The 22,598-nt window shown below is 74.7% G+C and carries 23 protein-coding genes; 5 read left to right on the plus strand and 18 right to left on the minus strand.

What is annotated here, in order from left to right; translation table 11 throughout:
* Positions 1-52 precede the first annotated feature (52 nt).
* The 6 genes from LPU61_RS10060 to LPU61_RS10085 all read right to left on the minus strand — a co-directional run bounded on the left by LPU61_RS10060 (position 53) and on the right by LPU61_RS10085 (position 6,731).
* Entirely contained in the window at positions 53-706 is a 654-nt protein-coding gene (locus LPU61_RS10060; protein WP_229404762.1) for a helix-turn-helix transcriptional regulator, read from the minus strand.
* 344 nt (positions 707-1,050) lie between these two features.
* Positions 1,051-2,034: a porphobilinogen synthase gene (hemB, locus tag LPU61_RS10065; protein WP_229404763.1), complete on the minus strand. Its 984-nt coding sequence runs from the start codon at positions 2,032-2,034 to the stop codon at positions 1,051-1,053.
* Between the two features lie 41 nt (positions 2,035-2,075).
* The gene (locus LPU61_RS10070) at positions 2,076-3,656 is read right to left on the minus strand and encodes a uroporphyrinogen-III synthase (RefSeq protein WP_077938213.1); all 1,581 of its coding nucleotides are present in this window, start codon (positions 3,654-3,656) and stop codon (positions 2,076-2,078) included.
* Positions 3,653-4,621 (minus strand): hydroxymethylbilane synthase, encoded by a 969-nt coding sequence (hemC, locus tag LPU61_RS10075; protein ID WP_043965323.1) that lies wholly within the window; start codon positions 4,619-4,621, stop codon positions 3,653-3,655. The genes LPU61_RS10070 and hemC overlap by 4 nt, the downstream gene beginning before the upstream one ends.
* A complete protein-coding gene (locus LPU61_RS10080; protein ID WP_229404764.1) occupies positions 4,618-5,961 on the minus strand; it encodes a glutamyl-tRNA reductase in 1,344 nt (447 codons plus the stop codon). The genes hemC and LPU61_RS10080 overlap by 4 nt, the downstream gene beginning before the upstream one ends.
* The gene (locus LPU61_RS10085) at positions 5,958-6,731 is read right to left on the minus strand and encodes a redox-sensing transcriptional repressor Rex (protein WP_043965317.1); all 774 of its coding nucleotides are present in this window, start codon (positions 6,729-6,731) and stop codon (positions 5,958-5,960) included. The genes LPU61_RS10080 and LPU61_RS10085 overlap by 4 nt, the downstream gene beginning before the upstream one ends.
* 387 nt (positions 6,732-7,118) lie before the next feature.
* On the opposite strand from LPU61_RS10085, the gene LPU61_RS10090 reads away from it, so the two are divergent.
* Together LPU61_RS10090 and LPU61_RS10095 are read left to right on the plus strand one after the other, a co-directional pair.
* Complete coding sequence (locus LPU61_RS10090) at positions 7,119-8,414, plus strand: sensor histidine kinase (protein ID WP_043965315.1); 1,296 nt, start codon at positions 7,119-7,121, stop codon at positions 8,412-8,414.
* A gap of 122 nt (positions 8,415-8,536) precedes the next feature.
* Positions 8,537-9,190 carry a response regulator transcription factor gene (locus LPU61_RS10095; protein WP_229404922.1) on the plus strand — a complete coding sequence of 218 codons (654 nt, stop codon included), beginning with the start codon at positions 8,537-8,539 and terminating at the stop codon, positions 9,188-9,190.
* 36 nt (positions 9,191-9,226) lie between these two features.
* Here the strand turns inward: LPU61_RS10095 and LPU61_RS10100 are convergent, their stop codons facing one another.
* Positions 9,227-9,877 carry an HAD family hydrolase gene (locus tag LPU61_RS10100; protein ID WP_229404765.1) on the minus strand — a complete coding sequence of 217 codons (651 nt, stop codon included), beginning with the start codon at positions 9,875-9,877 and terminating at the stop codon, positions 9,227-9,229.
* A gap of 50 nt (positions 9,878-9,927) precedes the next feature.
* Complete coding sequence (locus LPU61_RS10105) at positions 9,928-10,182, minus strand: glutaredoxin family protein (protein ID WP_043965311.1); 255 nt, start codon at positions 10,180-10,182, stop codon at positions 9,928-9,930.
* 574 nt (positions 10,183-10,756) lie between these two features.
* Here LPU61_RS10105 and LPU61_RS10110 point away from each other — a divergent pair.
* From LPU61_RS10110 to LPU61_RS10120, 3 genes are all read left to right on the plus strand, one after another.
* The gene (locus LPU61_RS10110) at positions 10,757-11,725 is read left to right on the plus strand and encodes an ECF subfamily RNA polymerase sigma factor, BldN family (RefSeq protein ID WP_043965309.1); all 969 of its coding nucleotides are present in this window, start codon (positions 10,757-10,759) and stop codon (positions 11,723-11,725) included.
* A 424-nt stretch (positions 11,726-12,149) separates the two neighbouring features.
* The gene (locus LPU61_RS10115) at positions 12,150-13,058 is read left to right on the plus strand and encodes a DUF5667 domain-containing protein (protein ID WP_229404766.1); all 909 of its coding nucleotides are present in this window, start codon (positions 12,150-12,152) and stop codon (positions 13,056-13,058) included.
* A gap of 236 nt (positions 13,059-13,294) precedes the next feature.
* Positions 13,295-14,152, plus strand: a complete 858-nt coding sequence (locus LPU61_RS10120; RefSeq protein ID WP_228986929.1) for an HAD family phosphatase — start codon at positions 13,295-13,297, stop codon at positions 14,150-14,152.
* 71 nt (positions 14,153-14,223) lie between these two features.
* On the opposite strand, the gene LPU61_RS10125 is transcribed toward LPU61_RS10120, so the two are convergent.
* From LPU61_RS10125 to LPU61_RS10175, 10 genes are all read right to left on the minus strand, one after another.
* Positions 14,224-15,120 (minus strand): lysophospholipid acyltransferase family protein, encoded by an 897-nt coding sequence (locus LPU61_RS10125; RefSeq protein ID WP_077938205.1) that lies wholly within the window; start codon positions 15,118-15,120, stop codon positions 14,224-14,226.
* 215 nt (positions 15,121-15,335) lie between these two features.
* On the minus strand, positions 15,336-16,409 hold the full coding sequence (locus LPU61_RS10130; RefSeq protein ID WP_077938204.1) for an NAD-dependent epimerase/dehydratase family protein: 1,074 nt from the start codon (positions 16,407-16,409) through the stop codon (positions 15,336-15,338).
* 124 nt (positions 16,410-16,533) lie between these two features.
* The gene (locus tag LPU61_RS10135; RefSeq protein ID WP_007465623.1) at positions 16,534-16,635 is read right to left on the minus strand and encodes a 30S ribosomal protein bS22; all 102 of its coding nucleotides are present in this window, start codon (positions 16,633-16,635) and stop codon (positions 16,534-16,536) included.
* A 332-nt stretch (positions 16,636-16,967) separates the two neighbouring features.
* Complete coding sequence (locus LPU61_RS10140) at positions 16,968-17,177, minus strand: helix-turn-helix domain-containing protein (RefSeq protein ID WP_007073166.1); 210 nt, start codon at positions 17,175-17,177, stop codon at positions 16,968-16,970.
* Between the two features lie 545 nt (positions 17,178-17,722).
* Entirely contained in the window at positions 17,723-18,124 is a 402-nt protein-coding gene (locus tag LPU61_RS10150; protein ID WP_229404767.1) for a hypothetical protein, read from the minus strand.
* A gap of 296 nt (positions 18,125-18,420) precedes the next feature.
* Positions 18,421-19,734, minus strand: coding sequence for a hypothetical protein (locus LPU61_RS10155; protein ID WP_043965303.1), 1,314 nt, complete (start codon positions 19,732-19,734; stop codon positions 18,421-18,423).
* Positions 19,735-19,826: 92 nt separating this feature from the next.
* On the minus strand, positions 19,827-20,162 hold the full coding sequence (locus LPU61_RS10160; RefSeq protein WP_229404768.1) for a YrdB family protein: 336 nt from the start codon (positions 20,160-20,162) through the stop codon (positions 19,827-19,829).
* Positions 20,163-20,165: 3 nt separating this feature from the next.
* Positions 20,166-20,738, minus strand: coding sequence for a TetR/AcrR family transcriptional regulator (locus tag LPU61_RS10165; protein ID WP_229404769.1), 573 nt, complete (start codon positions 20,736-20,738; stop codon positions 20,166-20,168).
* The gene (locus LPU61_RS10170) at positions 20,731-21,531 is read right to left on the minus strand and encodes an alpha/beta fold hydrolase (RefSeq protein ID WP_229404770.1); all 801 of its coding nucleotides are present in this window, start codon (positions 21,529-21,531) and stop codon (positions 20,731-20,733) included. Before LPU61_RS10170 ends, LPU61_RS10165 begins: the two co-directional genes overlap by 8 nt.
* Before the next feature lie 87 nt (positions 21,532-21,618).
* Positions 21,619-22,539: a proline dehydrogenase family protein gene (locus LPU61_RS10175; RefSeq protein ID WP_043965299.1), complete on the minus strand. Its 921-nt coding sequence runs from the start codon at positions 22,537-22,539 to the stop codon at positions 21,619-21,621.
* Positions 22,540-22,598 lie beyond the last annotated feature (59 nt).

Consider the following 22,598-nt stretch of genomic DNA (forward strand, 5'->3'; position numbering starts at 1 on the left):
CACGGCGCCCCACGGCGGCCCGTCGCCCGGCTCCTGGCCGGGCGGCGGGCCGTCAGCCGTACGGGGGGACGGCGCGCGGCGGTGGCGGCACGTGCCGGAGCTTCGCGACCCGGACCTCCCACCGGCTGCGGCGACGCATCGCGTCCCGGTAGGCGCGGTTGCGGTAGAAGGTCTCCGGCGGGCGGGCCAGCCCGTAGACGTCGGCCCACCACTCCCCCGGCTCGGGGTCGAGAATGGTGTCCAGGTGCGACGGGTAGCGGCGATCGGCCCCGTCGCGGGCGTCGTCGCGGTCGCGCATCGGCTGCAGCACCCGGCCGAACTCGTCCACCACTGCCAGCCGGAAGCCCGCCACCGCGAGGAGCCGGCGCAGCATCGCGATGCTGGGGGTCAGCGCGCCGGCCTCGATCCGCCCGATCGTGGACGGGTGCACCCCGGCGTGGGCGGCCAGCTCGCGTTGGCTGGCGTCGGCCCGCCGCCGCACGGCCCGGATGATGCCGGCCGCCGGCCACGGGATGTCGAACGGCTCGGTCAGCATCGCCGACGGCTCGTCGCCGGCTGTGGACTCGCCGCCTGCCGGATCGGCGTCCGTGGGCTCGCCGGCTGCCGGATCGGCGTCCGTGGCCTCGCCGGCTGTCGGGTCGCCGGACTCGGCGTCGTCGCCTCCGGGGGCGTCGTCCGGCTGCGGTGGCGCGGTGTGGGCTGCCATGGGTTCACGTTCCCCGGCCGCGCGGACCGGTCGCAACCCCGCCCCACGCGACTGTGGATAACCGGGCGTCTGGCGGTAACCCAGCCGTCCGCGGCGGCTGCGGATGTGGCTGGGGCTGGGGCTGCGGACCGGCGCAAGGGCCGGGGCCGATCGCGGCGCGGGCAACCACTCCCCCCGGCCCCTTTGCTCTGCACCCGCCGACGCAGCAGTCACCCTAGGTGAGCGTTGCGCCCGTGGGTGCAGAGCAAAGGAGGCGGAAAGGAGGGTTGGGGTCCGGCGCGAAGGGCACACAAAAGGGACAGCAGGGAGCGAAGGGTAGACGAGGGCGCGTAGCCCAGATGCGCTCAGTAACGCTCGCGGAGCAGGCGGGCGGCCTCGACCGCCCAGTAGGTGAGGATGATCTGCGCCCCGGCGCGCCGGATCGAGGTCAGCGTCTCCAGCATGACCCGCTCCCGGTCGATCCAGCCGTTCGCGGCGGCCGCCTCGACCATCGCGTACTCGCCGGAGACCTGGTAGGCGGCGACCGGGACGTCGACCGCCGCGCGCACCGCCGCCACCACGTCGAGGTAGGGCAGGGCCGGCTTGACCATCACGATGTCGGCGCCCTCGGCGACGTCGAGCGCGACCTCGCGCAGGGACTCCCGCAGGTTCGCCGGGTCCTGCTGGTAGGTGCGCCGGTCCCCGTCGAGGCACGACTCCACCGCGTCCCGGAAGGGGCCGTAGAAGGCAGAGGCGTACTTCGCCGCGTACGCGAGCACCGCCACGTCGGTGTGACCGGCGGCGTCCAGGGCCCGGCGGACCACGCCCACCTGCCCGTCCATCATCCCGGACGGGCCGACCACCCCGACCCCCGCGGCGGCCTGGGCGACCGCCATCTCGGCGTACGCGGCGAGGGTGGCGTCGTTGTCCACCTCGCCGTCGGGGGTGAGCAGGCCGCAGTGCCCGTGCGAGGTGAACTCGTCCAGGCACAGGTCGCTCATCACCACGGTCGCGTCGCCCACCTCGGCGACCACGTCGGCGATGGCGACGTTGAGGATGCCGCCCGGGTCGATGCCGCCGGAGCCGGTCGGGTCGCGCCGCTCGGGCACCCCGAAGAGCATGATCCCGCCCACGCCGGCCTGCACCGCCTCGGCGGCGGCCTTGCGCAGCGACTCCCGGGAGTGCTGGAGCACCCCCGGGAGCGACGCGATCTGCCGCGGCTCGGTCAGCCCCTCCTTGACGAACATCGGCACGACCAGCTCGGCCGGGTCGACGCGGGTCTCGGAGACCAGCCGCCGCACGGCCGCGTTGCGGCGCAGCCGGCGGGGCCGGATCTCGGGGTACGGCATGAGGGGCCTCCCTGTGCGAGCTGGCTGTGCAGCCGGTGCGGCTAGCGGAACCGCAGGGCGGTCGGCCCCTGCACCTTCGAGCCCCGGCGCTGCTTGGCCGGCATGGCGGCCAGCTTCTCGCGCAGCTCGACGGCGTAGGCGGCGAGCGCCTCCACGAGGTCGGGCACCGAGGCGTGCTGAGGCTGAACGTCGACCCGCAGGCCGAACTCCGTCGCGGTCTCCGCCGTCTTGGGCCCGATGACCGCAACAACGGTACGCGCGTGCGGCTTCCCGGCGATGCCGACCAGGTTCCGGACCGTGGAGGACGAGGTGAACAGCACCGCGTCGAACCCGCCCGACTTGATCGCGTCCCGGATCTCGGCGGGCGGCGGGGCGGCCCGGACCGTGCGGTACGCGGTCACGTCGTCGACCTCCCAGCCGCGCTCGGTGAGCCCGGCGGCGAGGGTCTCGGTGGCGATGTCGGCGCGCGGCAGCAGCACCCGGCCCACCGGGTCGAGGATCTCGTCGTGCGGCGAGAACTCGGCGAGCAGCCCTTCGGAGGACTGCTCCCCGGCGGGGACCAGCTCCGGCTGGATGCCGAACGCGCGCACCGCGTCGGCGGTGGCCTCGCCGATACAGGCGATCTTGACGCCGCCGAAGTGCCGGGCGTCCAGGCCGTGCTCGGCGAACTTCTCCCACACCGCGCGGACGGCGTTGACCGAGGTGAAGACCACCCAGGCGTACCGGCCGTCGACCAGGCCCTTGACCGCCCGCTCCATCTGGGCGGGGGTACGCGGCGGCTCGACCGCGATGGTCGGCACCTCGCACGGGATCGCCCCGTACGCGCGCAGCCGGGCGCTCATCACCCCGGCCTGCTCCTTGGTGCGCGGGACGAGCACCTTCCAGCCGTACAGCGGGCGGTTCTCCCACCAGCTCATCTTGTCGCGCTGGCCGACGCCCTCGCCGACGGTGAGCACGACCCGGCCGGTGAAGCCGAGCGCCGCCGCCACGAACGAGTCCACGGTCGACGTGGTCGTGTACTGGGTCTCCCCGGTGCCGTCGCCGGTCACCCCGACGCCGGTGGCGCCGTCGACCCCGGCGGCGAGCAGGCCGTCGCGGATCGCGGCCAGGTCACCGGCGTCCACGGCGAGCGCCAGCGAGCCCCGGCCGACGGCGGCGGCGAGCGCGTCGAAGTCCAGCGTGGTGACGTCCTCGACGTCGGCGGCGGTGCGTACGCCCGGCAGCGGCACGCCCGCGTAGGTGGCGACACCCTCGGCCTGCCCGACGCCCGGCACCACCTCGAAGTGCGCGGCGGTCCGGGCGACCGCCTGCACCTCCTTGACCACGGAGTCGTGGCCGAACGGGTCACCGGCGACCAGGTGCACGGCGTTCAGGCCGGACCTCGCGGCCGAGATCAGCACCTTCGCCACGTCACCCGGCACGCCCTCCGCCGGGGAGAACTGGGCATCGGACTTGGCCTGGGCGCGCACGGCGTCGAGCAGCGACTCGGGGACTCCCCGGTCGTATACCACCTGGTCGGCGTCGACCAGGGCGTCGTGCGCCCGGCGGGTCAGCAGGCCCGGGTCGCCGGGGCCGGCCCCGACGAACGCGATACGGCCGACGGGCTTACGGGTGCGGGTCATTCTGTGCTCCCAAATTGCTGGGTCCCCGGACCGGCGTTTCCTTCGTGGCCGAGGATCGAGTCGGCGCCGAGTTCGAGGAGTTCGGCGGCGAGTGCCTTGCCGATCTCCGCCGCGTCGGCGGGCGTTCCGGTGCGGGACAGCCGGAGGTCTCGCGTGCCGTCCGGGCTGATCACCGCCCCGCGCAGGTAGATCTCATCGCCGGCGTCGCCTTCGGCGAGTTCCGCATAGGCGGCGACGGGTGCGCTGCACCCGGCCTCCAGGGTGGCCAGCAGCGCCCGTTCCGCGGTGACCGCGGCCCGGGACGGTGCGTGGTCGAGCACCGCGAGCAGCTCGACCAGGTCGGTGTCGTCGGCCCGGCACTCCACGGCCAGCGCGCCCTGGGCGGGCGCGGGCAGCATGAGCATCGGGTCGAGCGTCTCGGTGATCACGTCGGTGCGACCGATCCGGGCGAGGCCGGCCCGGGCCAGGACCACGGCGTCGAGGTCGGCGTCCGGGCCGAGGACCCGCGCCAGGCGGGTGTCGATGTTGCCACGGATCGGGGTGACCTCCAGCTGCAGCCCGAGCGCGTGCAGCTGGGCGATGCGGCGCAGCGCGCCCGTGCCGACCACGGCGCCGGGCGGCAGCTCGGCGAGGGTAAGCCCGCCCTTGGCGACCAGCGCGTCGCGCGGATCCTGGCGGGGCGGCACCGCCGCGACGTGCAGCCCGGGGGCCGCCGCGGTGGGCAGGTCCTTGTAGGAGTGCACCGCGAGGTCGATGGTGCGGGCGGTCAGGGCGTCGCGCAGCGCGGAGACGAAGACGCCGACGCCGAGCCGGTGCACGGGGGCGGACGAGCGGTCGCCGGCGGTGACCACCTCGACGAGTTCGACCTCGCGGCCGGTCGCCTCGGTGAGCGCCGCGGCGACGTGGCCGGACTGGGCCATCGCCAGCGTGCTGCCCCGGGTGCCGAGGCGCAGGGGGGCGGTCATCTCTCGCCTCCGGGGTACGGGGTGGGGTCGGTGTCGACCACGTCGGGGACGGTGTCGACCGGGGACGTCTGCGGGACCTGGAGGTCGAACAGCTCGCGCAGCAGCGCCGCGTACTGGTCGCCGCCGGGCTCGGCGGCGAGCTGGCGGACCCGCACGGTGGGCTGGTGCAGCAGCCGCTGCACGACCCGGTGCACGGTGCGGGCCACCTCGGCGCGCTGGTCGTCGCTGAGGTCGGGGCGGCGCTGGGCCAGCCGGCGCAGCTCGGTGGCGACCACGTCCTCGGCCCGGCCGCGCAGGGCGGCCACGGTCGGGGCCACGTCGGCACCACGCAGCCAGGTGAGGAAGGACTCCACCTCGGCGGTGACGATCCGTTCGACGGCGGCGGCCTCGGCGGCGGCGGGACCGCCGGCCAGGACGGCCGCCATCCGGTCGATGTCGATCACCTCGACGCCGGGCAGCCCGGCCACGCCGGGCTCGACGTCGCGGGGCACGGCGAGGTCGAGCAGCACGAGCGGGCCCCGGTCGGGGTCGCGGTCGGCGAGCGCCCGGCTGACCACCTCGCGGGTGAGGACCGGTTCAGTGGCCGCGGTGGCGGCCACTACGATGTCCACTGTGGAGAGCACGTCGGTCAGCCCGGCCATCGGCGCGGCGCTGGCCCCGTACGACTCGGCCAGCCGCACGGCCCGGTCGGCCCCCCGGTTGGTCACGGTGAGCGGCCCCGCGCCGAGCCGGGAGAGCGTCGCCACACCCAGCGCGCCCATCGCGCCGGCGCCCACCACGAGGGCCGGGCGGCCGGCGAGCGCGCCGTCCAGGTGGCCGGCGGCCAGGTCGAGCGCGGCGCTGACCACGCTCTGGCCGGCCCGGTCGATCCCGGTCTCGGCGTGCGCGCGCTTGCCCACCCGCAGCGCCTGCTGCATCAGCTCGTGCAGCAGCCGGCCGGCGGAGTCGGCGCCGCTGGCCCAGTGGTACGCGTCGCGGAGCTGGCCGAGGATCTGCGCCTCGCCGACGACCATCGAGTCCAGCCCGGCGGCGACCCGGAAGACGTGGTCGACGGCGGCGGCGTCGTAGTGCACGTAGAGGTGGTTGGCCAGGCTCGCGGGCAGGGTGCCGGCCTGCTCGGCGAGGACGGCGCAGATGTCGCCGAGGCCGCCGTGGAAACCGGACACGGCGGCGTAGACCTCCACCCGGTTGCAGGTGGAGACCAGCACCGCCTCGCTCACGTACGGCTGGGCGAGCAGGTGGTCCAGGGTGCGGGTGAGGTCGGCCGGGCCGACCGCCAGCTGTTCCAGGGTGGCGACGGGAGCGGTGCGGTAGGACGCGCCGACGACGAGCAGTTTCACGTGCCGATCGCCTCCTGGGGGTCGGTGGCCGCGAGCCCGCCCGGCAGGGCCGTGAGGGCGGTGCCGCCGGTGGCGGGCAGCGCGGTCAGCGACGCCTTGCGGTGCTCGTGGAAGGACAGGATCTGCAGCTCGATGGCGAGGTCGACCTTGCGCACGTCGACCCCGTCCGGGACCGAGAGTACGCACGGCGCGAAGTTGAGGATGCTCGTCACGCCGACGGCGACGAGCTGGTCGGCGACCGCCTGGGCGGCCCGGGCCGGGGTGGCGATCACGCCGATCGCGATCGGCTCCTCGGCGGCGATGCGGGGCAGCTCGTCGACGTGCCGCACGACCAGGCCGTTGATCTCCTCGCCGACCCGCCCCGGGTCGGCGTCCAGCAGGGCGGCGATGCGGAAGCCGCGGCTGGCGAAGCCGTCGTAGCCGGCGAGGGCGTGACCGAGATTACCCACCCCGACCAGGGCGACGGCCCGCCGCTGGGTGAGCCCGAGCACGAACTCGATCTGCTCGACCAGCAGGGCGACGTCGTAGCCGACCCCGCGGGTGCCGTAGGAGCCGAGGTGGGACAGGTCCTTGCGGAGCTTGGCGGAGTTGACCCCGGCGGCGCTGGCCAGGCCCTCGCTGGAGACGGTCTCGTGACCGGACTCGGCGAGGTTGTGCAGGGCGCGAAGGTATTCGGGCAGCCGCGCGACGGTCGCCTCGGGCAGGTCCGGGAGCGCCGGTACGGCACCGGCGCGGCCGGACGCGCCAGGGTGACGGTGCTGCTGACTCATGAGACTCCGTGCGGTGCGATCCTCGGCCGGCTTCAGCGGCCTGCCGTATCGGGACTCCCGCTGGCGACCGAGATTGCCGGCTGTGCTAGCAGGACGCGTCGGAACTACAGAGTAGGCGCTTGTGAAGACACGCACAAATCGCGATCTTGAAGACCGGCGACCCGCCTCCACCTGCCCCTCCACCCCCCAAGATCGATCCGGCGCCTCGCGTGGCCCGCGCCGATTATTGCTCATTCCCGACTTCCGTCACCAATCGCGCGAGCGCCGCGCCCGCCGTCGCCCCGTCCCGCCCAGCGGCGCGCCCGGCCGACGGTAGGGCTGGCACCACCAGCAAGAGGACGGCCGACGGGATTCCGACGGCGGGGCCGGCGTCCCTAGCCTCGAACCATGACCACCGCCACCACGGCCGAACCGGCCGCCCTCCCGCCCAGCGTCCCCCGCCGACTCCTGCGCGACTCCGGGTACGTGCTGCTCGGCTTCCCGCTCGCCGTGGCCGGCTTCGTGGTCCTGGTGGCGGGGCTGGCGCTGGGCGTGGGACTGGTGGTGACCGTGATCGGCCTGCCCGTCCTCGCCGCCACCCTCTACGCCGCCCGGGGCTTCGCCGACGTGGAGCGGCTGCGGCTGACCGCCGTGCTCGGGCAGGACCGGGTGCGGCCCGAGTACCGCCGGGCCGAGGCGGGGGCCGGCGCCTGGCGGCGGATCCTCGTACCCATCGGGGACGTGCAGTCCTGGCTCGACCTGACCCACGGCATCCTCAACCTGGTCGTGGCCCTCGTCACCTTCGTGGTGACCGTCACCTGGTGGGCCGCCGCGCTCGTCGGCACGCTCTACTCGGTCTACGACTGGGCGCTGCCGCACCCGCCCGACGACCAGCCCCTCAGCGAGCTGCTCGGCCTGGGCGAATCGGCCGCCGCCCGGATCGGGGTCAACACCGCCGCCGGGCTGTTCTTCCTGGTCACCCTGCCGCTCGTGGTCCGGGGGTGCGCGCGCCTGAAGGCCGGCTTCGCCCGCGCCCTGCTCACCGGGGTGGCCGAGATGCGCAGCCGGATCACCGTCCTGGAGGAGCGGCGGCGGGCGGCCGCCTCCGCCGAGGCCACCGCGCTGCGGCGGCTGGAACGCGACATCCACGACGGCCCCCAGCAGCGCCTCGTCCGGCTCGCCATGGACCTCAGCCGGGCCCGGCACCAGCTCGCCGACGACCCGGAGGCCGCCGGCAGGACCCTCGACGAGGCCGTCGCCCAGACCCGGGACACCCTCGCCGAGCTGCGCGCCCTGTCCCGGGGCATCGCCCCGCCGATCCTGGTCGACCGGGGTCTACCCAGCGCCCTGGCCGCCCTCGCCGGACGCGGCCTGATCCCGATCGAACTACGGCTCGACCCCAGGCTGGACGCCCCGGGCGGGCGACTCGACCCGGCCGTGGAGAGCACCGCCTACTTCGTGGTCGCCGAGGCGCTGACCAACGTGGCCAAGCACAGCGGGGCGACGGAGTGCCGGGTCGAGGTCACCCGCGCCGACGACCGGCTGGTGGTCGCCGTCGCCGACGACGGCCACGGCGGCGCGCACCTGGCCAAGGGGCACGGCCTGACGGGGATCGCCGACCGGGTGCGCGCGGCGGGCGGCCGGCTCGACGTGCTCAGCCCGGCCGGCGGGCCCACCGAGGTCCGCGCGGACCTCCCGCTGTGACGACGGCGACCCCGGCGGCCACCGGCGACGGCCCCGCAGGCGCTCCCCGCGACACCCCCGACAGCGCCGCAGGCGCTCCCGGCGACGCCGCCGAGGGCCACGGCGTGATAGACAGCAGCATCATGCGGGTGGTGATCGCCGACGACGCCGTGCTGCTCCGGGAGGGGCTGGTCCGGCTGCTGACCGAGCGCGGGCACGAGGTGGTGGCCGCCGTCGGTGACGGCGACGCCCTGGTCGGGGCGGTCGTCGCCCACCGGCCCGACGTGTCGATCGTCGACGTGCGGATGCCGCCGTCGCACACCGACGAGGGGCTGCGCGCCGCGGTCGAGGCCCGCCGCCTCGTCCCCCGTACCCCGATCCTGGTGCTGTCCCAGTACGTCGAGGTGTCGTACGCCGACGACCTGCTGGCCACCACCGGCGGGGGCGGCGGCGGGGTGGGCTACCTGCTCAAGGACCGGGTGGCCGACATCGACGACTTCCTGGACTCGCTGGCCCGGGTCGCCTCCGGCGGCACCGTGCTCGATGCGGAGGTGGTCGGCCAGCTGCTGGTCCGCCGGCGGCGCGACGACCCGCTGCGGGAGCTGACCCCGCGCGAGCGCGAGGTGCTGGCCCTGATGGCCGAGGGGCACTCCAACACCGCCATCGCCCGGGCCCTCGTGGTCACCGACGGCGCGGTGGAGAAGCACGTCCGCAACATCTTCACCAAGCTCGGCCTGCCCCCGGACACCGCCCAGCACCGGCGCGTCCTGGCCGTCCTCGCCTACCTGCGCGGCTGACCGCCGCACCGCCCTTCCGCCCAGCAAGCCTCGCGGTCAGCGCAGGGTGGCGGCCAGGGCGACGGCCTCGGTGAGCGTGTCGGCCACCGGGTGGCCGGAGGCCCGCAGCCGGGTCGCGTCGGTGAAGCCCCCCGTGTACAGCACCGCCCGGCCGCCCACCGACTCGGCGGCGTCGGCGTCGTCGATCGAGTCCCCGATCAGCACCACCGCCCGGCCGTCCAATCCCAGCTCGGACAGGTGCTTGGCCAGCGACTCGGCCTTGCGGTCGCCGCCGACGGTGGCGCGCAGCCCGTCGACCCGGGCGAACCGCCCCGTCAGCCCGTAGGAGTGCACGGCGGGCACCAGCTCGTCGTGGAACCACATGGACAGCAGGGACTGGCTGCCCGGCCAGGTCGACATCGCCGCCGCCGCGTCGTCGGCGAGCGCGCAGGTGGTCAACCCGCTGCGGTACGCGTCGTGGAAGATCCGGTCCAGCTCGCCGAACGCCTCGTCGTCGACCGCCCGGCCGAGCACCCCGGCGTAGTAGTCGGCGATCGGGCGGCGGAACCGCACCCGGTGCTCGTCCGCGGTGACCGCCGGCCCGCCCACGCTGGCGAACGCCGCGTTGGTGGCCGCCACCACCAGGTCGAGGTCGTTGAGCAGGGTGCCGTTCCAGTCCCAGACGAGGTGGGGGCGCGCAGAGGTCATCCGAGCACGATAGGCGGCGGACGACCGCCGTGGGGACCGCCGGGTCGCGGTCAGAGCTGCGGGGTGGTCAGGTCCCGCAACAGCCGCTCCTCCTCCACCCGCCAGTACCCGTGCTCCTTGCCGTCGAGCAGCACCACCGGCAGCCGGTCGCCGTACTCGCGCTCCAGCTCGACGTCGGTGGTCACGTCCTTCTCGATCCACCGGTCGCCGGTGACCGCGACCACCCGGCCGAGCGCCGCCTTCGCGTCCTCGCAGAGGTGGCAGCCGGGGCGGGTGATCAGGGTGAGCCGGGCGTCACTGGACATCGGGAAACCTCCGTGCGGGTGTCGGCCGGGACCGCCCTGCGGCGGCCCGCGCCCGGACAGTCTCCCCCGACCCGTCGGTGCGACACACCCGGTACCGCCGACTCGGCCACGCACCGTACGCGGACGCGCCCCTGCGGACGCGCGGAAGTGCCGGCGCCACCCCGTGCGGGCAGGCGTCGCAGCCGTCGTCCCGGCCCCTCGCCGAGCGGGCCGATCGGGCGCTGAGCTGGGGTTATCCCTAACCAGCCCGGCGCGCGAAAGTCAACCTCCCCCGACGGACAACCGGTCCGGCACCGGTGCGACGGGGAAGCAAATACTTCTGCTCTGTGTAACGGACTTGCCACGCGCGGGTGACGTTGGCCCTATTATCACTCGGGTCGACTCACCCCATTTGCCGTGAGTCGACACCCCTCAGCCCGAGGAGGCCCCCCGTGCCTGTGAGCGCATTGGACCCGTACCTCAAGGGGATCTGCCGCCCGTCGGCACGTCCCGGACAAGCCCTGCCCGACGGCCCCGGCCGCGCCCGCGCCGGGGCGCCCCAGCGGTCCGCGGCGACCCTGACCGGGGAGGCACGGTGACCAGTTTCGGCTACGCGCAACGACCGGTCGGGCTGGCCGCGGCGGCCCGTGCCGTCCTCAACGAACGGCTGGGCGTCGGCCGGAGCCCCGCGGACGACGGGTCCAGCCTCGCCGTACGCGGCGACGGGGCATCCAGACGGTTACGCAACCGGTCCCATCACAACGAGGCGCTGCCCCGTCCGGCGACGCCGGGGGGCAACGGCGGACGGGTCGCATCACCCGCCCGGCCGACCATGCCGGCGCAGGGCCGGCGCAGTGGCGACACGCCGCCGGTGACCGATCCGTCGGCCGGCGAGACGGCGGTGCTGCCGGCGGTGCCGGCCAGTCCGCCCCCGCCGCCCCCCGGGCCCCCGGGCGGTGGCACGCCGACGGGCTTCCCGAGCCGCCCCGACCCGTCCGACCCGGCCACCGAGGTCTGGAAGCTGGTCGAACGCGCCCAGGCCGGCGAGGCCGAGGCGTTCGGGCTGATCTACGACCGGTACGTCGACACCGTCTTCCGGTTCGTCTACTTCCGGGTGGGCAACCGGCAGCTCGCCGAGGATCTCACCTCCGACACCTTCCTGCGGGCCCTCAAGCGCATCGGCAGCTTCACCTGGCAGGGCCGGGACCTCGGCGCGTGGTTGGTCACCATCGCCCGGAACCTGGTCGCCGACCACTTCAAGTCCGGCCGGTACCGGCTGGAGGTCACCACCGGCGACGTGCTGGACGCCGACCGGGAGGACCGCGGCCCCGAGGGCAGCCCGGAGGCGGCGGTCGTCGAACACATCACCAACGTCGCCCTGCTCACCGCCGTCAAGCAGCTCAACCCGGAGCAGCAGGAGTGCATCGTGCTGCGGTTCCTCCAGGGCTTCTCGGTGGCGGAGACGGCGCGGGCGATGGGCAAGAACGAGGGCGCGATCAAGGCGTTGCAGTACCGCGCGGTCCGCGCGCTGGCCCGGCTGCTGCCGGACGGCTTCCAGCCCTGACCGCCGCCACCGGCTGCGCCCTTCCGCCTCGCCCCGCCCGTCCCACCCCGCGTGCCTCCCCGCCCGGCGGTTCGTCCTCCCCCGCGCGAGGCCGACCGCCCGGCCGGCGGCGTCCGCGAGGGGTCCGGCCCCGACGGCGGTTCACGCCCGTACGCCAGCCGGGGCGCGCGGCGCGGACGGGAGCGCCGACCGCGGCGGCGTGACGGCCATCACTCTTCGTGATTTCGCTCCCGCCGGCCCCGTAACCCGTGCCCGGGGCGGAGCGTTTCTCCCGGTGCGACCGGTGGTTCTCCGGCATTCCCGGGCCCGACGGTCCGGACAGCGCAGCCGCCACGAGCTTCGTCCTGGGTGCACGCTGCCGCCGGTCGCTGGTGCCGACAGCGGCCGACCGACCGGCCGCCACCAGCGAGAGGAGGTGCCTGCGGTGACCAGCAACCTCTTCTCCCGCCGGCGCGCCGAGCGCTTCGCGCAGCTTCTCGACGAAGCCAACGGCGGCCGACGTCACCACGTCCGGTCCCGGGCCGACGATCATCTCGCCGCGCTCGTCGCGGTCGGCCGGCAGCTCAACGCCGACCCTCCGCCCGTCGCGGTGGACCCCGACTTCCGCACCGGCCTGCGGGCGATGCTCGTCGCCGCCGCCGAGCGGGAGGGCGTCGGGGCCGGTGCCAGCGCCCCGGAGGCCGCGCCGGCCGCCCGACGGGGCGCACTCGGTCAGCGCGGCACCGTCGGCGCCGGCCCACGCGGCCCGTTCCTGCCGGCCGTGACCGCCCGCCGGGCCCGGGCCCGGGGTGCCATTCTCATCGGCGTGACCGCTGGCGCGATCGCCGTCTCCGGCATCTCCGCCGCCAGTGAGAACGCCGTGCCCGGCGACGCCCTCTACGGGATGAAGCGCTCGACCGAGCGCGCCCAGCTCGCCCTGGCCAGCTCGGATCTCAGCCGCGGCCAGCTCTTCCTCGACTTCGCCCGCACCCGGCTCGGCGAGGCCGCCGCGCTGCGCGGGGACCGGCTCGGGTTCGACGCCGTCCTCGACGACATGGACTCGGACACCCGTCAGGGCGTACGCCTGCTCACCACCACGGCTGCGCAGCGCTCCGACCCGGCGGGTCTGGACTCGGTGAACGCCTTCGTCACGGGGCAGCGCCGCGCGGTCGGTGACCTGCTCGACGGGGCCAGCCGGGCGGAGCGGGACCGGGTCCGCGAGTCGATCGCCCTGCTCGACGCGATCCGCAAGCGCTCCGACGGGCTGCGCGCCGCCATCGAGTGCGAGTTGCCCGCGCCCGCCGGCAGCGACGCGCTCGGCCCGACGCCGACGGCCTGCCCCGGCGACCGCTGAGCGCACGCGTTCCCGCTTTCCCTGCGCCTCGGCGGGCGGGCTCGCGATGCTCCCGCCGTCAGGAAGGCCCCTTGTACGACGTCTTGCGTCAACAGGGTGCCCTTCCCTCTACCGAGCAGCGCGCGCCACAGTTCTCGCCGCGGCAGGTGGGGCGACCAGGATGCCCGGCTACGCTCGCGGGGAGGCACTCGTCGGGGTCGTCGAGCAAGGGAGGTCGGGTGGCCCGCAACGGCAGGATGACGGTCAGCACCGACCGGCGCGGTCACACCGCCGGCTGGGCCGAGACCGACGCCGCGCCCGCCACCCCGGTTGCCCCCGATCCAACCGCCGCGGCCTTCTTCGACGTGGACAACACGATGATGCAGGGCGCCTCGATCTACTGGTTCGCCCGTGGGCTCGCCGCCCGCAACTACTTCACCACCGGGGACCTGGCCCGGTTCGCCTGGCAGCAGTTGCGCTTCCGGGTGCTCGCCACCGAGCATGCCGGGGACATGTCGCAGGCCAAGGAGGCGGCGCTCGCGTTCATCGAGGGCTGGCGGGTCGACGACGTGGAGCGGCTGGCCGAGGAGATCTTCGACGAGCTGATGGCCCCTCGGATCTGGGCCGGCACCCGCCGGCTGGCGCAGCGCCACCTGGACGCCGGGGAACGGGTCTGGCTGGTCAGCGCCGCGCCGGTCGAGATCGGCCGGGTGATCGCGTCCCGGCTGGGGCTGACCGGGGCGATCGGCACGGTCGCCGAGGTGGTCGACGGGGCGTACACGGGGCGGTTGGTGGGCGACCTGATGCACGGGCCGGCCAAGGCAGAGGCGGTCACCCAGCTCGCCGCCGTCGAGGGGCTGGACCTGGCGCGCTGCTCCGCCTACAGCGACTCCGCCAACGACCTGCCGATGCTGTCGGCCGTGGGCCGGGCGGTGGCCGTCAACCCGGACGGTGCGCTGCTGCGGCAGGCCCGGCGGCGGGGCTGGGAGGTACGCGACTTCCGCACCGGCCGGCGGGCCGTGAAGATCGCGGTGCCGTCGACGGCGGCGGCCGGGCTGCTCGCGGGCGCGGTGGGCGCCGGGATGGCGCTGCAGAAGCGCCGCCGCCTCCGCTGACGACCCGCCGCCCCGCATTCGCTGACGACCCGCCGCCCCGCGCCCGGTGGGGCGCGACGGATGCCGGCGGGTCAGGGGCCGAACGGGTCCGGGCGGCGTTCCAGCAGGCTGTAGAGGGTCTGCTGGATGGTCTCCCGCACCTGGTCGGCGAGGTTGAACACGACCAGCGGGTCGTCGGCCGAGTCGGTCAGGTGCGCGGTCGGGATCGGCGGGCAGAACTCGATGAGCCACTTGCTGGGCAGCGGCACCATCCCGAGCGGGCCCAACCACGGGAACGTCGGCGTGACCGGGAAGTATGGCAGCTTGAGCAGCCGGGCGAGGGGCTTGATGTCGGCGAGCATCGGGTAGATCTCCTCGCCGCCGACGATCGCCACCGGCACGATCGGGGTGCCGGTGCGCAGCGCCGCCGAGACGAACCCGCCCCGCCCGAAACGTTGCAGCTTGTAGCGGTCGGAGTAGAGCTTCCCGACGCCCTTGAACCCCTCGGGGAAGACGCCGACGACCTCGCCGGAGCGGAGCAGCCGCTCCGCGTCGGGGTTGCAGGCGACCGTGCCGCCGGTCTTGCGGGCGATCTCGGACACCACCGGCATCCGGAACACCAGATCCGCGCCGAGCAGCCGCAGGTAGCGGTGGGCCGGGTGCTGGTCGTGCAGGGCGGCGGAGAGGATCAGCGCGTCGAGCGCCACCGTGCCCGAGTGGTTGCCGACCACCAGGCCGGCACCGTCGGCCGGCACGTGCTCCAGCCCGGTCACCTCCGTGCGGAACCAGTCGCGGTAGAGCAGCCGCAGCATCGGGTGGAAGACGGACTCGGTCAGCTCCGGGTCGAACCCGAACTCGTCCACCTGGTAGTCGCCGGAGAGCCGCCGACGCAGGAACGCCAGCCCCGACGCGACCCGCCGGTCCCACACGTCGCCGGGCTGGTCCGGCACCGCCGCGTCCCGGGGGGCGCGCGCCGCCGACCCCGGCAGCTCACGCTCCGCCGCCTCGGGCAGCTCCCGCTCCGCCGGCTGCTCCCGCCGGGTCGGCTGCGGGTCCGCCGGGCCACGGGTGGGGTCAGCGGCGGGCCCCGGGGCAGGGTGGTGGCCGTTGCGCCGCGCCGGCTCCGCGTTCGGGCCGGCCACCACCAGCGGTACGTCGTACCGGCCGTTGGCCCCGGCGCGCCCGCGCTCCTCGTCCGGCGGGGTCACGACCGCTCCCGCGCAACCGCGCGCACCTGGCGGATGCCGTCGAGGACGGCCCGCTCGGCGGCGGCCAACTGTTCCCGGGTGACCACCACGCCGCCCTGGTGGGCGCGGATGAAGTCGTCGAACGCGGCGGCGGTCGAGCGGGGCGCGAAGCCGTACTCGCGTTCGAGGGCGGAGGTGTCCACGACCCGACCGTGCACGAAGAGGTCGACCTGGTCCAGGCCGTACCGGCCGAAGCCGAGGCTGCGGGCCAGCGCGACGGCCCCGGACAGGCCCGGTTCGAACACCGGCACCCCGACCCGCCCGGCCCGCCTGATCGCCTGGGACAGGGACAGCACACCCGGCCCGGCGACGTTGAACGTGCCCGGGTGCTCCTCGGCGACCGACCGGTGCAGCACCTCCAGCGCGTCGTCGAAGTGCACGAACTGCAACCGGGGGTCGCGCCCGAAGACGGTGGGGACGAACGGCTGGGAGAAATACCTGGTGAGCGTGGTGTCGGCGGTGGAGCCGATGAACGGGGCGAAGCGCAGCACCGTGGCGGTGACGTCGGGCCGGCGGCGGCGGAAGCCGCGAACGTACCCCTCGATGTCGAGGATGTCGCGGCCGAAACCGCCGCGTGGCACCTCGCGCGGCTCGGTCTCCTCGGTGAAGACGGCCGGGTCCCGGAACGACGCCCCGTACGCGGCGGTCGACGAGCGGACGACGAGCTTGCGCAGCCGGGGCGCCCGCTGGCAGGCGGCGAGCAGCTGCATGGTGCCGATGACGTTCTGTTCCTTCATCGCCGACCGGCCGCCCTGCTGCGAATCGGGGGCGGTGACGAGGGCGAGGTGTACCACGGCGTCGACGTCGAGGTCGGCGAGGAGGCCGCCGAGCGAGCCGAGGTCGAGCCGGATGCGCTCGACCCGGTCGAGCAGGCCGGCCACCTCGGGGTTGGGGGCGCTCGGGTCGACGCCGATCACCCGCTCGATGCGGGAGTCGGCGGCGAGCCGGGCGGCGACGTGCGCGCCGAGGTATCGGTTGACCCCGGTGACGACGACCACCCCCGGGGCACCTGGGGTGCCACCGGGGGTCACGTCGTGCACCTACCCCGGCAGGTCGGATCGAGCCGGGGCAACCGCGGCCTGATCACCTGAGCCTCCGAGGGTCGACTGTTGGCAAGCGACACGGGGTGCCGGGCCGTAGTGGGCCCGGCCCCGGTCACTTGCCGAGACGGCGACGCTGGACGCGGGTCTTGCGCAGCAGCTTGCGGTGCTTCTTCTTAGCCATGCGCTTGCGGCGCTTCTTGACCACCGAGCCCATACGACGACAGCCTTTCGATGCAACGTGCGGGGCGGACCGGATGACACCACGCGGTGGCGTCGAGGGCCGCTTGCGGACAACGGGCCGGACCAGCTGGCGTGCGGCGGGCGCACCGGTGTGCGGTCACGGTCCGGTCCAGGGTAGCGGGAGAGGCTCAGCAGGACCAACGCGCCCCCGTCGATGCCCGTTACGTCGCACTCGGTGCCCTTTGCGGTGCGCCGCTCCGTGTCTTGTGCGGGGCGCCGTTCGTGGCCTCGGCGGGGCGCCGCTCCGCGTCCTTTGCGGGGCGGCGCCCCGTGGCACCGGCGGGTGGCGGAACAGCGGCAGGCGGATCAGGCGGTTTCCTGGAACGCGCCCCGGAGATACTCGTGCACCGCGTGCTCGGGCACCCGGAACGACCGGCCGACCCGCACGGCGGTCAGCTCACCGCTGTGCACCAGCCGGTAGACCGTCATCTTCGACACCCGCATCACCGTCGCCACCTCGGCGACGGTGAGGAACCTGACCTCCGACAGCCTGCCGTCGGACTGCGAACCGGTCATGGCCCACCGCCCCATCCCATGCCCCGGCGCGTGCCGCCGGACGGGATCCTCCCGCCAGGACGGGCTACGCGCGTGTTACCAGTACGGTAGCGGGACGGCTGTGACCGGCGCGATCCCTTCGCGCATGTTGATCACGCCGGGGGCGGGTTTCCCCCGACCGTGGCCTGCCGTTTTCGCCCCGCCCGGGCGGCCGGCTGGGCCGGCGTCGGGTTGGGCCGGCCTCCGGTCGGGCCGGCGCCGTGTCGGCGACATCGCGGTATCCGGGCACCCCTGACCCCGCCATGTCGCCGACATGGAGTCGATCAAGGCACCCGGTGGCCCCGGCGGCGCCACCGGAGCCACCGGGCGGGCGCCCCGGGCCGCTTCCGGACGCGGACCGGGGCTCCGCACTGGGAGCGCTTCAGTCTGACAGGTGCCCCGTCGAGCCCGAACAGCGGTCGATCATGAACTGCCCGTCCCTCGGACACGAACGACGACACTCCCCCGAACGAGATCCTCACTCGCAGTCAACCCTGCCGCCTTGCGACCCTCGACACCTGCCGCAGCTACTGACATGAATCGCCGCCCTGAAGTTCCACGAACAGTTCGTCGGCGCGAACCGAGACTCGCAGAGTCGTCGACCCGAACGAGAGATCCGCGCCAACTATCTTGCCAAACTCGACCAGAAGACCGAGATCCCCGACCCGCCGTCCGATCAGCTCCTTGTAGCCACTCTCGCAAGACACATCAAAAGCCACCCATTTCCCGGACCTGGCCACGAATTCTCTATTCTCGACACTCATGGGCTCCGCGAACGGATCGCACCACTCCCCTACGCCAAGCCGCAATGACTCACCATCAGCGCCAGACTCCAGCCGAAAGATGGCACCGTTCTCCAGCTTCAGCTCGATCGGCCCACCATCGCCCTCCCGCACGCCCCCTGGCTGGACATAGCTGATCCGTCTCACCCGAGCAATCGAACTCGTAAGAAGAGCCGCAATCTCTCCGCTCAACACCGGCACCATCTCTTTCCAACCCGACAGTACGTGTGAAAGCCATCAATGGTGAGGTTGTAGGCGAGCGCTGCGGTCGTCGGGTGCTACCTCAACTCGCCCTGCTCGGACGCGGCACCGACGGCCGGATCTCCAAGGCCGACCAGCCGACCTCCGGAGCCGCGTTCGTCACCTGGGCGGAGATTCCCTGACCGACGGTGGTGTGGCGTCCGCTCACGGCGTGGGTGGACGCCACACCATCGCGGGGCCGTTCAGCCGACCGCCGCCCGGGCGTACGCGACGCACGCGTCGTGCAGGCCCGCCCAGGGCTCGCCGAACGCCTCCCCGGACGCCTCCTCCGCGGTCCGCCGGTCGTGCACGACCGCCTTGAAGAAGGCGAGCACCCGCTGCTCGCCGAACCGGTCGACGAGGTGCCGTACGGCCAGGTAGCCGACGCCGTAGCTGCCGCCGACGCGCCGGGCGGAGGCGTCCTCGGCCGGGGTGAGGTCGTCGAGCCGGCCGGTCCAGCCGCCGCCCGGCGCCAGCAGCTCGCGCACCTCGGCGAGCCCCTCGTAGCGGCCGACCGGTGTTCCGCCGACGCCCGCGTACTCGGCGAGCCCCTCCACCAGCCACCACGTCTCCCGCCCCGGGTACCCGCGCTCGGGCAGGGAGGCGGCGTGCGTCAGCTCGTGCCGGAGCAGGTCGTCGGCGCCGGTGGCGGAGAGCCCGTCGGCGTTGAGGACCACCTCGTGGTGGCCGCCGCCGACGGTGACGGCGTACCCGCCGGTCCACGCCGGGCGGCCGCCGCCGTACCAGCTCAGCCACTCCGCCTTGCCGGCGTAGAAGACGCGGTACCGGTCGGGCGGCGGGCCGGCGACCGCGTACGCGTCGGCGGTCCGCGCCGCGGCCTCGGCCTGGCGGAGCAGGCCGGGAAGCTTCCCGCGCAGCGCCGGGGTGGTGGCCACGACCGTCCGCGGGCCCACCGCCACGACCAGGTCGCTCACCTCCCACGGCCGGGTGCCGGTCTCGGCGGACCGGGACTCCTCCATGGCGACCAGCCGGACCTGCCCGCCGGAGTCCCGCCACCGGGTGCCGACGAGCACGGGGCTCGGCCGGCAGCCGGGCACCACGAAGCAGTACTGGAAGCGCACCACGATCCGCCACTCGTCGGGCCGCCCGACCACGGTGGTGGGTAGGCCGGTCTGCTCGGGCCGCCAGACGGTGACCCGCAGGGCGCGCAGGGCGGCGTACCGGCGGGCCAGGGCGGGGTGGGCGGCGGGCTCGGCGACGGCGAGGAAGCCGGCCCGGTCGCCGCCGAGCAGGGCGGCGGCCTGGCGGTCGAGCTGGCCGGAGATCCGCTCGCCGAGCTGCCGGGCGGCCTCGACAGCCGGGTCGGCGGGCGCGGTGGGCCCGAGGCGGCCGATCATCGGCCGGTCCGCCGCCTCGTGCAGCACGCCGGCCAGCAGCACGGTGGGCAGGCCGCAGGTGAGCAGCACCAGCACCACGCCGAGCGCGGCCCACAGCGGCCAGGGCCGACGCCGTCGTGGTTGGTCCCACCGGTGCATGCCGTCCAAGCCGTCGGTCACCCGGCGAAGGGTACGACCTCCGGGGCGGATCGGGCGAACGCGCCACGGGCCGCCGGGCGGGCTCGCCGGGGGCAGGGGCGCGGGGCGGACGCTCAGTCCGACGGTGCGGTGAGCGCCAGCACGACCCGGTCGAGCAGCCAGAGGCCGACCAGCGCCGCGCCGTGCACCGGACGGCCGGCGAGGAGCAGCAGGAGCCCGCCGGTGACGAACCAGGCGGCCTGGAAGGCGAGCTTCGCCGGGCCGGGCAGCGGCACGGCGGCCTTCTGCGCGCCGAAGACCCCCCAGGCGGTGGCGAGCAGCACCGGCGCGCCGATCCCGGCGGCGATGCGGGCGGCCCAGCCGGCGTCCAGGGTGAAGCCCCACCAGCCGCCGGCGACGAGCACGGCGAGTTCGAGGAGGAAGATCAGGGCCAGGGCGAGCAGGTACACCGGTCAGCCCTCCCGGGGCCAGGAGCGGAACGCCACGTCCAGCCCGGCGACGAGCCGGTCGTACGAGCGGTCGACGTCGCGGGGCAGCCCGAAGCCGCCGGCGGCCTCCAGGGCGAGGAAGCCGTGCAGGGCGCTGCGGAGCACCCGGGTGGCGTCGACGGCGTCGTCGCCGTCGAGGCCGTACCCCCGGAGGATGGCGTAGATCGCGCCGACGGCCCGCCCGGCGGCGGCGACGTGGTCGGGGTCACCGGCGTCGGGCGCGCGTTGCGCGGCGACGTAGCGCCCGGGGTGCCGGCGGGCGTAGTCGCGGTAGGCGGCGGCGACGGCGCGCAGGGCGTCTTCGCCCGCGCGGCCGGCGGCGGCCGAGGTGAGCGCGTCGGCCAGTTCAGCGGTGGCCAGCGCGGCGAGCTTGCGGGTCAGCGCGTCGGCGCCCTTGACGTGCTTGTAGAGGCTGGGCAGGGCGACGCCGAGCCGACCGGCGAGGGCGGCGAGGGTGAGCTGGTCGAGGCCGACCTCGTCGGCGAGCCGGGCGGCTTCGCGCACGACGATCTGCTGGTTGAGCCCGGCCCTAGGCACGGGCGGTGGCCTTCAGGAAGGCGACGAGCTGCGCGGCGGTCTCGGCCGGCCGGTCGGCGTGCGGGTAGTGACCGGAGTCGTCGATCATGCGGGCCTCGGCGGTGGTGAAGTGCCGGCGGGCGGCGCGGGCCTCGGCGCCGGGGTCGGGGAAGTCGGGGTCCTTCGTGCCCATCAGCACGAGGACCGGCTGGCGCACCTCGGGGGCCCGGGTGGTCCAGTGCGGCTCGGCCGGGGCCGCGACCCCGCGCATCGCCGCCATCCGGCCGGGTTCGCGCAGGTTGGCCACCATCGCCTTGCGGTACGCGGCGTAGTCCGCCGGCCGGCCGCTGGGGAAGAGGCTGCGGTGGAACATGCCGAACAGCCGGGGGCTGCGCAGCACCGCTGCCACGGCCAGCCGCAGGACCGGGTTCAGCTTCCGCTCGGTGACGAAGGCGCCGACCTGGACGATCGCGCCGACCAGGTCGGGGGCGTCGGCGGCGGCGAAGACCACGGCGGCACCGCTGGAGGAGCTGCCGACCAGCGTGGCGGGGCCGCCGCCGAGGGCGCGGACGACGGCCAGCAGGTCGCCACCGACCTCGGCCGGGGCGTACGTCGGCCAGCCGGCGCTGGACCGGCCGTGCCCGCGTACGTCCACCGACGCCACCCGGTAGCCGGCGTCGACCAGCAGCGGGACCAGGTGGCGGTAGGCCGCCCGGTTCTCCCCCATGCCGTGCGCGAGGACCACCAGGGGGCCCTCCCCGTGCACCTCGTAGGCGATCCGCCCACCGTCCCGCCCAAAGTAGCTAATAGTCATAGCCAAAAAGCTAACTCGATTAGCCAATCGCGTCAAGCGCTCAGCGCCCGGTCCGCTCGGACGGGTGAGTTCATTCCCCCGCTGGGGTCACTTCTTCGACATCAGGGCCCGGCCGAAGAAGGCCAGGTTCGCGGGACGCTCGGCGAGGCGGCGCATGAGGTAGCCGTACCAGTCGGTGCCGTACGGCAGGTAGGTGCGCACGGTGTAGCCGTCGCCGACGAGCCGGGCCTGCTCCTCCGGCCGGATGCCGTAGAGCATCTGGAACTCGAACCGCTCCGGCCCCCGGTCGAACCAGCGCGCCCGGTCCTCGCCGATGGCGATCAGGCGCGGGTCGTGGGTGGCCAGCATCGGGAACCCGTCGCCGGACATCAGGATGTTGAGGCACCGAACGTACGACTTGTCCACCTCGCGGGCCGCCTGGTACGCCACCGACTCCGGCTCCCGGTACGCCCCCTTGCACAGCCGCACCCGGGACCCGGCGTACGCCAGCTCGCGGCAGTCCGACTCGGTCCGCCGCAGGTACGCCTGGAGGACCGCCCCCGTCGCCGGGAAGTCCTTGCGGAGCCGGGCCAGCGTGTCCAGCGTCGAGTCGGTGGTGGTGTGGTCCTCCATGTCCAGGGTGACCGTGGTGCCCGCCTCGTCCGCCGCGGCGCAGATCGCCCGCGCGTTGTCGTACGCGAGCCGCTCGTCGAAGCGCTGGCCGAGCGCGGAGAGCTTCACGCTGACCTCGGCGGCCGGGGTGAGCCCGGCGGCGGAGAGCAGGCCCAGCAGCTTCAGGTACTCGTCTCGGGTGGCGGTGGCCTGCTCTGCGGTGACGGTGTCCTCGCCGAGGTTGTCGAGGGTGACCGCGAGGCCCTCGGCGACGAGTTCGCGGGTCGCGCGCAACGCGTCGTCGGTGCCGGCGCCGGCGACGAACCGGCGGACGACGTCCCGGGTGAACGGGGCCGTCGCGACGAGCCGCTCGACCTGGGATGACCGGGAGGCGGCAAGGATGACGGAACGGAGCATGAGCTGAGCGTAACGCCAGCGGGCACCACCCCGCCGGGCGGCGGCCCCGCCGGCGCAGC

This window comes from Micromonospora sp. NBRC 110038 (assembly GCF_020884815.1).
Classification (GTDB): Bacteria; Actinomycetota; Actinomycetes; order Mycobacteriales; family Micromonosporaceae; genus Micromonospora; species Micromonospora haikouensis.

Bases quoted from the DNA above. Each gene is read 5' to 3' on its own strand.
- LPU61_RS10170 (WP_229404770.1), bottom strand. From the start codon at position 21,531: ATGACTATTAGCTACTTTGGGCGGGACGGTGGGCGGATCGCCTACGAG.
- hemC (WP_043965323.1), bottom strand. From the start codon at position 4,621: ATGACCGCCCCCCTGCGCCTCGGCACCCGGGGCAGCACGCTGGCGATG.
- LPU61_RS10095 (WP_229404922.1), top strand. From the start codon at position 8,537: ATGCGGGTGGTGATCGCCGACGACGCCGTGCTGCTCCGGGAGGGGCTG.
- LPU61_RS10140 (WP_007073166.1), bottom strand. From the start codon at position 17,177: ATGACCGGTTCGCAGTCCGACGGCAGGCTGTCGGAGGTCAGGTTCCTC.
- hemB (WP_229404763.1), bottom strand. From the start codon at position 2,034: ATGCCGTACCCCGAGATCCGGCCCCGCCGGCTGCGCCGCAACGCGGCC.
- LPU61_RS10100 (WP_229404765.1), bottom strand. From the start codon at position 9,877: ATGACCTCTGCGCGCCCCCACCTCGTCTGGGACTGGAACGGCACCCTG.
- LPU61_RS10105 (WP_043965311.1), bottom strand. From the start codon at position 10,182: ATGTCCAGTGACGCCCGGCTCACCCTGATCACCCGCCCCGGCTGCCAC.
- LPU61_RS10120 (WP_228986929.1), top strand. From the start codon at position 13,295: ATGACGGTCAGCACCGACCGGCGCGGTCACACCGCCGGCTGGGCCGAG.
- LPU61_RS10070 (WP_077938213.1), bottom strand. From the start codon at position 3,656: ATGACCCGCACCCGTAAGCCCGTCGGCCGTATCGCGTTCGTCGGGGCC.
- LPU61_RS10175 (WP_043965299.1), bottom strand. From the start codon at position 22,539: ATGCTCCGTTCCGTCATCCTTGCCGCCTCCCGGTCATCCCAGGTCGAG.
- LPU61_RS10085 (WP_043965317.1), bottom strand. From the start codon at position 6,731: ATGAGTCAGCAGCACCGTCACCCTGGCGCGTCCGGCCGCGCCGGTGCC.
- LPU61_RS10135 (WP_007465623.1), bottom strand. From the start codon at position 16,635: ATGGGCTCGGTGGTCAAGAAGCGCCGCAAGCGCATGGCTAAGAAGAAG.
- LPU61_RS10090 (WP_043965315.1), top strand. From the start codon at position 7,119: ATGACCACCGCCACCACGGCCGAACCGGCCGCCCTCCCGCCCAGCGTC.
- LPU61_RS10060 (WP_229404762.1), bottom strand. From the start codon at position 706: ATGGCAGCCCACACCGCGCCACCGCAGCCGGACGACGCCCCCGGAGGC.